This window comes from Dysgonomonas termitidis (genome assembly GCF_054657735.1).
The window spans coordinates 1,461,470-1,474,461 of sequence record NZ_BAAHYD010000003.1 but is presented as its reverse complement, the minus strand read 5'-3'; the positions used below and the strand labels follow the sequence as shown (position 1 = coordinate 1,474,461).

Below are 12,992 nucleotides of genomic sequence, written 5' to 3'. Positions count from 1 at the left end.
TTTTTTGTTCCTTAGATTCTCATCTATTTTGAATCATCTCCTCCACCGCTGCTATCGGTCCCCATATGGTACATATCTCCAGTATCTTTTCCTAGATAGTCACTGATTCTCTTCAAACCGGTAATATAGCGGGTCATATCTTTATTATTTTCCATTATTTATTAAAATAATATCTAGTCTAAATGCACATAACATACTGACAACAAAACACATATAAAAATAAAGTTTGATACAGGTCTGCTCTTTTCATTTATATAGGAGTTATCATAATCAATAATTGAAAGTAACAAAGGTAACACATTTTTCAATTATGAGTCAATAGTTATCCAATGAACAATATTTTACTCGTAACTTGTTACTGCCCGCAGAGCGCAATCATTTGTAATTCTTGCAAAAAACTTGACAAAAACTTGACAAACCTGACACACTTTTCACGTTATTTTTCATTGTTTCTTCCTCAAAGAACCCAGCAGCTATTGCCCGGTACAAACTCTGTCCAGAATCAATCTCCAAGTGAAGGGACGGCACTTCTGCCTTTTCTAAAGAAATATTTACTTTACTGATAATCAACATATATTTTATCAAAAAGTAACAAAGGTAACAACCTTTTCGAAATTTTTCACCCTGTCAGCTTTTGTTATATACATACCTGTTATCTGTATTTATAGATAAAAATATACGAATAAAGTAACACTAGGTTTTCAAACTCTGACACGCATCGTTTATAAAAACAAGAGCAAATGTAACTAAATCTGCTGTCGATACACATATGTTAGATGTATGCAACATACCTTTAGTTGCAGATGTTATGATTTTTTAATTAATCAGCCGCTACCGTACCGGGTATTGAATCTTTTGTCTCATGGAACGGGATTACTGCCATCTCCGGGGTTTGTGCATAGATATTTCTTGCTGCTAATGCGAATACGGTTGGTAACAGTTATGTTTTATTATCCTGGCTGTTTGTTCGTGATACCGTAAGGCCGCTTTCCAGTACCCGATTATCCTTTGAATTGTTCTACATAAGTACCGGGCCAAATAATTTTCGACGCTCAAAAAATCTACAAAATTGATATTTAACTTTGTTTTATACATTAAATGTCAGCGTAAGATTATTTAGAAGTTTTGGTTAGGCCTGTTGTGAGACAGGCTTTTCTTATATTCTTCCTTTTTTATATAGAAGAGGATATCAAAGAAAATGACTTTAATCGAATTACTTCCATATTAAAGTCATTTCTTAATTTTTTTTCAGTCCACACCTCAACGACGTAGTAACAGATGAATCCGGCAGCCTTTTAACCGGCCGCCCGGTATCAATTAATCAGTTTTCTGTAACGGATACGCTTCGGCTCCACATTGCCCAAGCGTGCCTTTTTATTTTCTTCGTATTCGCTGTAACTCCCTTCAAAAAAGAATACTTCCGAATTACCTTCAAAAGCCAGGATATGTGTACAGATACGGTCGAGGAACCAACGGTCATGCGATATCACAACAGCGCATCCTGCAAAGTTTTCCAAACCTTCTTCCAATGCACGCAATGTATTTACGTCGATATCATTGGTAGGCTCATCGAGAAGCAATACATTGGCTTCCGACTTCAGCGTCAATGCCAGATGCAGACGATTACGCTCCCCTCCGGAAAGTATACCGGTAAGTTTTTCCTGGTCTCCTCCCGAGAAATTAAAGCGGGACAAGTAAGCGCGGGCATTAATATCTTTCCCTCCTACGCGGACAAACTCGCTTCCTCCCGAAATAACCTGATAGACAGTCTTATTAGGATCGATATCAGCATGCGATTGATCTACATAACCTATCTTTACGGTCTCACCTACTTCAAATGTTCCCTTATCAGCTTTTTCCAAGCCTTGAATCAAGCGGAACAAGGTGGTTTTACCTGCTCCATTTGGTCCGATAATACCGACAATACCCGATGGCGGCAGCATAAATTCTAGATTATCGAACAAGAGCTTATCTCCGAAAGCTTTTGTTACTCCATGTGCCTCTATTACCTTATTACCGAGACGCGGGCCGTTAGGAATAAATATCTCAAGTTTTTCTTCCCGCTCTTTCTGGTCGGCATTCAGCATCTTCTCATAGTCATTCAAACGGGCTTTACCTTTTGCATGACGGGCTTTGGGAGCCATACGCACCCACTCCAACTCCCGTTCGAGGGTTTTGCGGCGCTTGCTGGCCTGCTTTTCTTCCTGCTCCATACGCTTGGTCTTTTGCTCAAGCCATGATGTATAGTTTCCTTTCCACGGGATACCTTCTCCTCTGTCGAGTTCAAGAATCCATCCGGCAACATGGTCGAGAAAGTAGCGGTCGTGGGTGATACAGATTACTGTACCTTTATACTGTTGAAGATGTTGCTCCAACCAATCGATAGACTCCGCGTCCAAATGGTTGGTAGGCTCATCGAGTAGCAATACATCCGGTTCCTGGAGCAACAGGCGGCAAAGTGCTACACGACGGGCTTCCCCTCCCGAGAGATTTGCGGTCAATTGGTCTTCGGGCGGACAACGGAGCGCATCCATCGCACGCTCGAGCTTATTGTCTATATTCCATGCGTCGCTCGCATCTATCTTATCCTGCAATACTGCCTGACGGGCAAAAAGAGCGTCCATTTTATCTGCATCCTCGTAATATTCGGGCAATCCGAATTTTTCGTTAATGCCTTCATATTCTTTCAGCAGGTCCATTATAGGCTGTACACCTTCCTGCACTATTTCCTTTACGGTTTTGGCAGGGTCGAGCTTCGGGTCCTGTTCAAGGTATCCCACCGAAAAGCCTTTGTCCGATACTATTTCGCCCTGATATTCCTTATCTATTCCGGCTATAATCTTCAACAGCGTGGATTTACCCGAACCGTTGAGGCCGATGATGCCGATCTTGGCTCCATAGAAGAATGACAGGTAAATGTTCTTTAATACTTGTTTTTGTGGCGGGTATAATTTACCGACGCCCATCATTGAAAAAATAATCTTTTTATCGTCTACTGACATGAGTCTATATTAGTTAGAGTTATGAGTTCTTTTGATATAAAAAGCGTTTAATACTCCGTTTTGGCGTCTTTTCAAATTCCTGATCCTGCAATCTGAAATTCACCACCTGACTGTATCCCGGCAGGCGTTTGTTTATCGCTTTCAATTCAGCCACAAAAATAGCAGAATAATCCTCTTCTTTCACATCATGCGCCTTCAAATAATCTTTATCAGGATAAATAAGGGCGATCAGTTTGCCATTTTCCTCGATTACAAGTGATTCGGCAATATAAGGTGAATTATTGAAATAGTCTTCAATTTCTTCCGGATAGATATTCTGCCCCGATCCACTGAGTATCATCGTTTTACTACGGCCGCGAATAAACAGGAATCCATCGCGGTCCATCACGCCCAAATCCCCGGTACGCAACCATCCCGCACTATCCAGAACCTGGTTGGTCGCTTCTTCATTTTTGTAGTATCCCAACATCACATTTTGTCCCTTCACTATTATTTCTCCAGCTTCAGTTTCCATATTGGATGATTCTATGCGCACACTCATACGGTCGACAGGGCGGCCACACGACCCTTGCTTATATGTTTCCCAATATTCATAGGAAATAAGCGGGCCGCATTCGGTCATACCATAACCAACTGTGTATGGAAATCTTATATCCGTGAGAAATGCCCCGACCTCTTTATTCAAGGCAGCTCCTCCAATGACCACCTCAACCAGCTTATTGCCAAAGACAGGTACAAGTTTTTCAGCAATTTTTTTATATATTTTTTTTCTGAAGAAAGGGATTTTAATTAACGTCCTGACCGGTTGTTTCTTCAATTGAGGAAAAACACGGGTCTGTATTATCTTTTCGATAATAAGCGGTACAGCCAGCACTAATGTCGGATTCACTTTAGAAAAAGCATCCAGAATTATTTGAGGTGAAGGGACACGGGTCAGGTAATGTATGTGACAACCCTTGGCTATAGATAGCAATACCTCGAAGGCTAACCCGTACATATGCGCCATAGGCAACATACATACTATGCCGTCACCCGCTTTCACAAATTCAATACTATCTATCGCGAAACGGGTATTTGACCACAAACTCCGGTACGGGATCATCACTCCCTTAGGATTACTGGTAGTTCCTGACGTATAATTAAGTACTGCCAGTTCATCCGGAGACTCGTCATAAAAGATGACATCTTCCTGTGAGAATCCTTTCGGATATTTAACATTGAATGTCTGTTCCAAATGAGAGCATGATTCCAAAAACTTAGCTGAACGTGATTTCTGCGCCGAAAAGTCATCTATCAGTAAAATAGCTTCCACAGACGGCATTTGTACTGGATCTACCTTAGACCATACATATTCATCCGCAAACAGGACTTTCGCTTCGGAATGATTTACAAGCGTATGTATATTCTCCCCGCTAAAATCATGCAGAATCGTAGTTATAACAGCTCCATAAGTAAGCGAGCCGAAAAAGGCTACAGCCCAGTTAGCCGAATTCTTGCCGCAGATAGCGATTTTATCTCCTTTCTGAACCTCAAGATCATCGAACAAGATATGTAATTGCGCTATTTTTTTTGCAAAATCCTTATATAGGTATGTTTCTCCGTTATAATCGGTCAATGCGGGACGTTCCCAGTTATTAATTATTCCCTCCCGGATGAGCGTTAAAAATTTATTATTTTCCATATAATCATTCTATAGGTGATATGTGCAAATGTAAACAAATTCTTAGATTATATGCCATATAAACATTGCAAATATCATAATTGTAACAGTAATACCAGTAAGCATTATACCATACAGGTACTTTTGTTAGAATTATTAATATATGGAAAGTATTCTTTGTTAAATTATATCTGACACCTGTCACAATAAACTATCAAGATATATAAATAAAGGGTGAACAAAATCCACCCTTTACTTAATAACTGATAAACAGATATTTACTTATTCAGAATATCTATTTGCTGTCTTACAGACTCTTCGTGAATCGCTTCCAGAACAACACGCATAAATTCAGGATTCATACCCATACCTTCTGCCTGGGAAATACGCTTGCTTAGTATCTCATCATAGCGGTCGGTCTGCACGATAGTCATGTTATGTTCTTTCTTGAATGTACCTATCTCGCAAGAAATACGCATACGTTTGGCCAGTAGTTCCAGCAACTGGTCATCTATTTCGTCAATCTGCCTGCGCAATACCGACAAGTCTTCCGTCGACTGCTTACCATCGCGGATAACCAAAACCGAAAGAATTTCTTTCAACCTCGATGGTGTCACTTGTTGCGAAGCATCGCTCCATGCATTATCAGGATCGCAATGTGTTTCAATAATCAGCCCTTCGAAATTCAGGTCCATAGCCTGTTGAGAAAGAGGTTGGATCAGATCGCGCTTACCTCCGATATGGCTTGGGTCGCAGATGATAGGCAAATCAGGGTAACGGCGTTTCAGTTCGATAGGGATATGCCATTGGGGAAGATTACGGTAGATCTTTTTATCATACGAACTGAATCCACGATGGATCGCGCCCAGTTTAGTCAACCCTACATTGCTAAGGCGTTCGAGTGCCCCGATCCATAATTCCAAATCGGGATTTACCGGATTCTTTACCAATACAGGTATATCCACACCTTGTAAAGCTTCTGCAATCTCCTGTACAGCAAACGGGTTAGCCGTGGTGCGGGCTCCTATCCAGAGCATATCTATGCCGTACTTCAATGCTTCATATACATGCTTCTGTGTAGCAACTTCAGTTGAGACATACATTCCTGTTTCCTGCTTCACTTTTTTCAACCATGCAAGACCTTCACTGCCTACACCTTCAAATCCTCCGGGTTTTGTGCGTGGTTTCCAGATGCCTGCACGCATAATTTTGATACCATCAGCTGCCAGTTGGCGGGCTGTATTTAATGTTTGTTCCTCCGTTTCGGCGCTACACGGGCCCGCGATCACCAAAGGACGTTCCGGGTCAACTCCCGGCAGTAAGATTGATTCTAATTCCATTTTATCTGAGTTTTTATGATTGTAATTTCTTTATTCTTTCCAGTGCCTCTTTCAGCATATGTTCATTGCAGCAAAGCGATATACGGATGTATCTCTCCCCTTTGCTCCCAAATATAAACCCGGGTGTAAGGAATACTCTGGCATCGTATAAGATTTTATCTGCCAGTTCCTCGCTGCTTTTATACTTCGCAGGTATTTTTCCCCAAAGAAACATACCTACCTGATTCTCATCATATGTGCAGTCCAGTTCATCCATTATGGCAGCAGCATATCTACGGCGGTTTGCATATAGTTCTATATTGTTTTTCCTATGCCATTCATCCGAATTATTCAATGCAGCGATAGCAGCCATTTGCATGGGTTTTAGAATGCCGCTTTCGATGTTGCTGAGCACTTTGAGTATCCACCCTATAAACTGAGGATTGGAAACAACCAGACCAATACGCCATCCGGGCATATTATGCGATTTACTCATAGAATTCAACTCTATACAAATCTCTTTTGCTCCCTCCACTTGCATGATACTAAGCGGATTCTCGTTCAATATAAGGCTATACGGATTATCATGGGCGATGACAATACCATGCTTCCTGCCAAATGCAACCAGCTTCTCGAACAGGCCTAACGAACCATTTGCTCCTGTCGGCATATTCGGATAATTAACCCACATCAGCTTTACACCGGATAAATCCATTTTTTCCAATGCTTCAAAATCGGGCTGCCAGTTGTTATTTTCATCCAGATCGTATGTATGAATCTTCGCACCTGCCATCTTACTTACAGATGTGTATGTAGGATAACCGGGATTAGGCACCAAGACCCCGTCTCCGGGGTTCAGAAACGCCAGAGAGATGTGAAGGATACCTTCTTTTGAGCCGATTAGCGGCTGTATCTCCTTTGCCGGATCGATCGTCACACCATACCAACGTTTGTACCACGTAGCAAAAGCATCACGCAGCTGAGGGATACCCACATGCGGCTGATAACCATGCGCGTCATTTTTCGCAGCGGATTCACTCAGAGCCCTTACCGTTTCTTCTGATGGAGGCAGATCGGGACTACCAATGCCAAGGCTGATCACATTCTTCCCTGCGGCATTCATTTCCGCTACTTCTCTCAATTTGGTAGAGAAATAGTATTCCTGCACTGTATTCAGGCGGTCGGCGGGTATTATATTCATATTGATTTCAATATTTAAAGATTCCAGGAATTCAAAATTAAAGTTCGCTCTGACGGCCTTCCGGGTATTCACCCAGTGTTTTAAGTTCACTTATCAGGGGACGGATAGCATCCAGCGATTGGTGATAACGTTCCAAATCCGAGAATTTGAGGTCTACATAAAACTGATATTCCCACTCCCGGCCGACAATAGGCAAAGACTGTATCTTGGTGAGACTGATACCATAGAAAGAAAATACAGACAATACTTTCGAAAGGCTTCCTTCGGTATGCGGCAGGGTGAACACAATAGATGATTTGTTTATGACCTCGTTTAGCTGAATCTCCTGTACTATCCATTTATTGCCAAAAATAAGAAAGCGAGTAAAATTGTGCTTATTCGTCTCAATTCCTCTCGCCAGTATATCCAGTCCATAAATTTCAGCTGCTCTCACGCTGCATATAGCAGCCGTAGCATGCAAACGCTTTTCGGCGACATCTTTCGCTGCCAGAGCTGTATCCTCATGTTCAATAATGCGTACCCCGGGTAATGTATCCAGAAAATTAGTACATTGCATCAGCGCGATAGGATGCGATTCCACTTCCTTTATATCATGGATGGTTTGTCCGGGAAGCGCTGCCAGACAATGAGATATACGTTGCTTAAACTCACCTGCAATAGGAAGCTTATTCTCTTTCAGTAATTCATAATTACCCAAAAGGCTCCCGGCAATGGTATTTTCTATAGCCATAATACCAATCGTATTCGGCTCTTTTTTGATGGTAGTAAAGATATCGCGAAATGTAATGCAGGGCACTATTTCGACCTCTTCTTCAAAGAAATTTTCAGCGGCAATGCCGTGATATGCTCCCAGTCCTCCTTGTATTGCAACTTTTCTCATTTATTTAGCTTATTGTCAAAAAAAAAATCCCGTCATACTTGACAGGATTCTATATATCTGATTGTTTTATTTTATTTTCAATTTTCTCATACAAAATCCTGTTTCACCTTCTAAAAAAGTAAAAGTAAAAAAAGAAAAAGTATGTAGAAAAATTCTTCATTTCAATAACCTTGTTATGATTATGGATACAAAAGTAATACTTTTTTGAATAAAACAAACATTTTGTCTTTTTTATTTCAAAAATTTTAAAATAAGTAAATCCGTGTATCCTCCGCTATTTCCATTTAGGATCGTAAAGAACCCGCTCCCCATCAGCAGAACTATACTGATTCAGAGAATCTTCCTTCGACTGGATGACCATATAGATCATTGTTTCATCAGAAGAATTACGCAAGCACCTCTTTCCTGCCGGTGATACTCTCACCACACTGCCTTCTGCTATAGGGAAGCAATCCTCATCTACCTGAAAATCGCCAAAACCCTTTAATACTATATAGGTCTCTTCATTTTGTTTATGAATATGAAAATAGGAAATATCGGTTTTGGGTGGTAGCATCTGAAATGAAATTTCGGTACCCGTTGCACCTGTCGCTTCTTTCAGGAAAACTTTGCCTGTTATCTCCTGTCTATTCTTAGGATGGATAAGGGAATATTCATTCAGGTTTTCTAAACGGCCGATATTAATTGCCGTGTAATTTTCATTTTCTGATATTCGCTTTATTTCTTTCATATAATCTATTTTTATTTCTACATATCAGGATGATTAAAAGTCCCGTACAGTTATTTTCTGAAATATTATTTATCTATAAGGTAAACGAAGATATGATTTTTTAAGAATCAGTAATTTATAATATGACATATTTTTCAAAAAAAGATATTGTAATTTTCCGATAAGAGAATAAATAACAAAAATATTTGCAGGACATTCTATGGACAAGAAAAGTATCTGCACCATATTGTATTCTGTACATTTGATTAAACAGGCCTGCGAACCCAAGCATTAGTTATTTGAAAATTAATTAGTTACATTTGAACCGTCATCTTAATTTAACTAACGATTTAAATCTGATATTCTATGTCCGGAATAAAATTTTTATTGATAATTTTTTGTTGTATATCCTTATCGGGGATCAGTATTGCACAATCAGGCACAATCACTGCCGGATTATCGAAAGTAAATATCACATCACCACACGAAATACCACTGCACGACTCATTATATGCCCGTGTTCTGATATTACGGGACGGGGATAAACGAGTAGGATTTATCGCTGTCGACCAGGGCATCTACACAAGTGACCGGATAGCCAAAATAGGTAAAGAACAGTTTGGCTTAGATGTATTATTTTTATCTTCATCACATACCCATTCTTCCGGAAAAAGGGACGAAACTCTTGTCATAAGCCAATTAACCAAAGCATTGAAAGAAGCTACAGACAATATGTTTCCGGCAAAACTGGCTGCCGGTCACCGAAAATTCCCTCAACTTGGGTTCAACCGATTGATAGTAAGGGAAGATGGACATTCGCGGGAATCATGGTTCTCAGACGATCATTATACTTCTGAAAATCCGGAACGTATTCCTTTTGGCCCCGTAGATCCTGAAGTGGGAGTTATAAAGGTGGAAGATATGCAGGGAAATACAAAGGGAATTGTAATGAATTATGCCTGTCACGCCGATATAGTATGCAGCAATTATGAGATTTCAGCTGATTTTCCGGGAGTTGCCTGCAAAAAAGTCGAGGAAGCTTTTGGGAATAACGCGGTTTGCCTGTTTGTACAGGGTGGCGCCGGAAATATAGAATCATTGATTATCAGTTCGAGGAGAAGTGGTCCGGACGATTCATTTAAGACGGACTACAGAACCATAGAACGGGTTGGAAGCCTGCTTGCATATGAGGCTATTAAACTAACCGGATCACTGACTCCCTCGGCAATCAAGCAGGCCGGCATAAGATATATGAACGATTCACTGCAATTTACAGGAAGATTCAAGTCCGATGCTCTTTTTGATGTTCATATCTCAACAATTCTGCTCAATGACAATATAGCTATTTCTACTTGTCCGGGCGAACCGTTTGTACAACTTCAGTTGGAGTGGAAACAAAAGATGCGGGATGCCGGAAGTATCCCATTTCTCTTTGGTTACACATGGTATAAAGGTACATGGCCGAATTATATACCTGATATTAAATCAGCGGCGCAAGGCGGCTATGGAGCAGATCAGGATGGCCCTACGCTCATAGCAGTGGGGTCGGGAGAAACGATAATGAATAAGCATTTCGAGAACTTTTTCCGGCTGAACGGACTGATGCGGAAAGAAAGCGGCCCGGTCGGATTTAAAGGCGGGTCACAATGGCAGACAATAGAAATCACTCCCGAATCGAAAAATAAATAAATACAGATATGAAACTGCTCATAACATTCATTGTAAGTTCTATAATTTTCAGCTTCTCCTCCTGTGAAACCAAGGGTAATAAAAAATCTTATCATTTTGATAAAAACGGCATACGGGAAGATGTTCTGGGTAATTATCTCGACAAATCAATCACAATGGTGTACTTTCTTATGCCCGATAAGCCTGAAGGCAGGCGTACATATCCCTACCATAGGGATGATATAAGGATGGTAAAAAACATTGGAGCTAAATTCATAGGGCGTTCCATTTACCGATGGGGCGGTGAAAGCCTTTTAAATTCACCGGAGTTTTGGACGAGGGCCAAAGCCATTATTACTGAAATGCACGCATTTGATCCCGAAATGATTTTTCAGGCCTGTATATTTGAGATTATCACGCGGGATGTAGATAATGTAAAGATACCGGTATGGGTATTCGAAGATTTCGACCTCCCGGCCGAAGACCGCTTTTTCTCTTACGACAGTATGCTCAATAATGAAGGGAAACTGGTTAATCACTGGCATGAAGGGAGTAGCGTTCCCGATATAAGCAAACAGGAGACTCAACTATGGTTCTACTTTCTGGCAGGTTCATATATCAACCTTGGTTGTGAAGCATTCCATATCGGACAGGTCGAACTTATGGGGATGAGCGATCCCGAGAGAGAAGCCTGGGAAAGCATTCTGAAAAAAATACGGAATTATGCTCAGCTACATGCACGGCGCAACTGGGTACTGATAGATGCGCATGTACCCAAAGGCGATATGATAAAAGACGGGGTAAGTTTATTGGATTTCAATTCGTTTCCATTACGGATTAAAGAAATACCGGAAAAACCGTATGAGGGTATATTGGAAGAAAATTATCTGGATGCCATATACAATAAAAGTAAAGGTTGCATCACTCCAAGCGGATGGAAATGCGGTAACCTCCCGTATCTGGTAGAGTTCGATAATTTCGGGCGGGGAGAAAAGCCCAATGTAGCAAATCTGGAAAGTCATTTTGTATGGGGATGGGATGAGATATCATGGTTTTCACTCCAGCCGGAAACATATAGAAATGAGTGGCTTCGTTATGTCTACAAGTGGATCAGGAAATATGATCCCGACGGTCATCTCGAAATGCCGGGCTTTCGTATGATCACATGCCCTAATAAATCGGAAGGAAGCTATAGGGCGAACACCAGGAGCGATGATTGCCCGCTCGGATATTCACAGGAAGAAGTCATTAAGGAATTATGGAATGGAAAATAAAAGAGTTATTCACTGACAAGAGCCTTTTTATTTAAAAGCTTTTCAAATTCTTCGTGGCTTCCATTGAAGGCATTCAGGTCGACCGGGGTATCTATGCCGTCTATCCGGCCCCGGTTCGAGAATTGCCAGAATAGCCAGTCACGGCCATCGGGTAAATTGGGTTTTGCGATAATATCACGTATCCAGATAGGATTATCCGGGAATTGGTGTTGCAGGTAATTTTTATAGAATTCATTTGTGGTATAGATAATCACCTTGCGCTGATAATGGTCTTCTATAATCTCAAAGTAGTTGGCTATTTCAGTGATCAGATCCTCCTTCCGGTTTGCAGGGCTACAGTTTCCTCCATACTCCAGGTCGATAATAGGTGGTAAATCTATACTATCACGAGGGACGTAGTGTATATAATTCCGTGCTTGCTCCTCTCCGTCTTTACAAAAAGTAAAGAAATGGTAGGCTCCCGACAGTATCTTATTCTGACGGGCTTCGCGCCAGTTAAGTTGAAACATGGAATCTTTATGATTGCCTCCTTCTGTGGCTTTGATAAAAGCAAACTGAACCTTTTTCTTATCCAGCTTATGCCAGTCTATCTCTTGCTGATGATGGGAAACATCAATCCCCTGTACAGGATAATCTTTGAAAGACGGATAATTCAAACGGATATATCCATTCATAAAAGCCACATATACCCCGGCACAGATAAAAACAATCATGGCTAACACAATAAGGGAATACAGGGTAACTTTTACTTTCATTGATACTTATTTAAACCGAATAACGAAGTTAGGATTAATTTTTCTTTTTGTATGTTATATTTTTATATATATTTGAGCAGTATTAACAAACTTTTTTAATAATAATATCATAACCATGACAGAATTTAGCAACCAAGGTTATCAAGAACCTGCTCAACAAGCTAACAGTTGGGAAAACCCGACTAAACCACCGAGACCAAATAATAATTTGATTTTAGCTATCATAGCTACAGTTGTAAGTTTGATAACCTGCTGCGGATACGTCAGTTGTATCGGTGTTATCCTCGGTATTATCGCAATTGTTTTCTCCACTCAGGTTGATTCCAAATATTTTGCAGGAGATTATGCCGGAGCAGAGAGTGCTGCCAAGAACGCTAAATTATTGTCATTGATAGCCATAGGTACGATCATTCTGTCAATTGTCTGGATTATTGTTTCTATCATATTGGCAGGTGGTATTTCCGCTATCATGGAGCAATACCAAACTATCATGGATCAGTACGGAGCTTAACAGCCACTAAGTT

General features: G+C 40.7%; 11 protein-coding genes. 3 read left to right on the top strand and 8 right to left on the bottom strand.

The window, feature by feature from the left end:
- Positions 1–23 precede the first annotated feature (23 nt).
- The 7 genes from ACYQ3L_RS26920 to ACYQ3L_RS26890 form a co-directional block, all read right to left on the bottom strand.
- Positions 24–155 (bottom strand): hypothetical protein, encoded by a 132-nt coding sequence (locus tag ACYQ3L_RS26920; protein ID WP_379995133.1) that lies wholly within the window; start codon positions 153–155, stop codon positions 24–26.
- A 1,158-nt stretch (positions 156–1,313) separates the two neighbouring features.
- Positions 1,314–3,002 carry an energy-dependent translational throttle protein EttA gene (ettA, locus tag ACYQ3L_RS26915; protein WP_379995135.1) on the bottom strand — a complete coding sequence of 563 codons (1,689 nt, stop codon included), beginning with the start codon at positions 3,000–3,002 and terminating at the stop codon, positions 1,314–1,316.
- Positions 3,003–3,021: 19 nt separating this feature from the next.
- Complete coding sequence (locus ACYQ3L_RS26910; RefSeq protein WP_379995137.1) at positions 3,022–4,683, bottom strand: AMP-binding protein; 1,662 nt, start codon at positions 4,681–4,683, stop codon at positions 3,022–3,024.
- A gap of 257 nt (positions 4,684–4,940) precedes the next feature.
- Complete coding sequence (locus ACYQ3L_RS26905; protein WP_006799604.1) at positions 4,941–6,002, bottom strand: bifunctional 3-deoxy-7-phosphoheptulonate synthase/chorismate mutase type II; 1,062 nt, start codon at positions 6,000–6,002, stop codon at positions 4,941–4,943.
- 13 nt (positions 6,003–6,015) lie between these two features.
- Entirely contained in the window at positions 6,016–7,182 is a 1,167-nt protein-coding gene (locus ACYQ3L_RS26900; protein WP_379995140.1) for a pyridoxal phosphate-dependent aminotransferase, read from the bottom strand.
- Between the two features lie 37 nt (positions 7,183–7,219).
- Complete coding sequence (locus ACYQ3L_RS26895; protein ID WP_379995142.1) at positions 7,220–8,062, bottom strand: prephenate dehydratase; 843 nt, start codon at positions 8,060–8,062, stop codon at positions 7,220–7,222.
- A 274-nt stretch (positions 8,063–8,336) separates the two neighbouring features.
- Positions 8,337–8,792 carry a cupin domain-containing protein gene (locus tag ACYQ3L_RS26890; RefSeq protein WP_379995144.1) on the bottom strand — a complete coding sequence of 152 codons (456 nt, stop codon included), beginning with the start codon at positions 8,790–8,792 and terminating at the stop codon, positions 8,337–8,339.
- A gap of 345 nt (positions 8,793–9,137) precedes the next feature.
- Between ACYQ3L_RS26890 and ACYQ3L_RS26885 the strand changes: the two genes are divergently transcribed.
- On the top strand, positions 9,138–10,460 hold the full coding sequence (locus tag ACYQ3L_RS26885) for a hypothetical protein (RefSeq protein WP_379995146.1): 1,323 nt from the start codon (positions 9,138–9,140) through the stop codon (positions 10,458–10,460).
- Between the two features lie 8 nt (positions 10,461–10,468).
- On the top strand, positions 10,469–11,713 hold the full coding sequence (locus ACYQ3L_RS26880; RefSeq protein ID WP_379995148.1) for a hypothetical protein: 1,245 nt from the start codon (positions 10,469–10,471) through the stop codon (positions 11,711–11,713).
- Between the two features lie 5 nt (positions 11,714–11,718).
- Here ACYQ3L_RS26880 and ACYQ3L_RS26875 read toward each other — a convergent pair whose 3' ends face one another.
- Complete coding sequence (locus tag ACYQ3L_RS26875) at positions 11,719–12,468, bottom strand: glycoside hydrolase family 25 protein (protein ID WP_379995150.1); 750 nt, start codon at positions 12,466–12,468, stop codon at positions 11,719–11,721.
- A 208-nt stretch (positions 12,469–12,676) separates the two neighbouring features.
- Between ACYQ3L_RS26875 and ACYQ3L_RS26870 the strand changes: the two genes are divergently transcribed.
- The gene (locus ACYQ3L_RS26870; protein ID WP_379995152.1) at positions 12,677–12,979 is read left to right on the top strand and encodes a CD225/dispanin family protein; all 303 of its coding nucleotides are present in this window, start codon (positions 12,677–12,679) and stop codon (positions 12,977–12,979) included.
- Positions 12,980–12,992: the final 13 nt, after the last annotated feature.

What these genes read in the sequence shown, in the direction of transcription:
- ACYQ3L_RS26900 (WP_379995140.1), bottom strand. Translation starts at nt 7,182, where the DNA reads ATGAATATAATACCCGCCGACCGCCTGAATACAGTGCAGGAATACTAT.
- ACYQ3L_RS26910 (WP_379995137.1), bottom strand. Translation starts at nt 4,683, where the DNA reads ATGGAAAATAATAAATTTTTAACGCTCATCCGGGAGGGAATAATTAAT.
- ACYQ3L_RS26885 (WP_379995146.1), top strand. Translation starts at nt 9,138, where the DNA reads ATGTCCGGAATAAAATTTTTATTGATAATTTTTTGTTGTATATCCTTA.
- ACYQ3L_RS26890 (WP_379995144.1), bottom strand. Translation starts at nt 8,792, where the DNA reads ATGAAAGAAATAAAGCGAATATCAGAAAATGAAAATTACACGGCAATT.
- ettA (WP_379995135.1), bottom strand. Translation starts at nt 3,002, where the DNA reads ATGTCAGTAGACGATAAAAAGATTATTTTTTCAATGATGGGCGTCGGT.
- ACYQ3L_RS26895 (WP_379995142.1), bottom strand. Translation starts at nt 8,062, where the DNA reads ATGAGAAAAGTTGCAATACAAGGAGGACTGGGAGCATATCACGGCATT.
- ACYQ3L_RS26875 (WP_379995150.1), bottom strand. Translation starts at nt 12,468, where the DNA reads ATGAAAGTAAAAGTTACCCTGTATTCCCTTATTGTGTTAGCCATGATT.
- ACYQ3L_RS26920 (WP_379995133.1), bottom strand. Translation starts at nt 155, where the DNA reads ATGGAAAATAATAAAGATATGACCCGCTATATTACCGGTTTGAAGAGA.
- ACYQ3L_RS26905 (WP_006799604.1), bottom strand. Translation starts at nt 6,002, where the DNA reads ATGGAATTAGAATCAATCTTACTGCCGGGAGTTGACCCGGAACGTCCT.
- ACYQ3L_RS26880 (WP_379995148.1), top strand. Translation starts at nt 10,469, where the DNA reads ATGAAACTGCTCATAACATTCATTGTAAGTTCTATAATTTTCAGCTTC.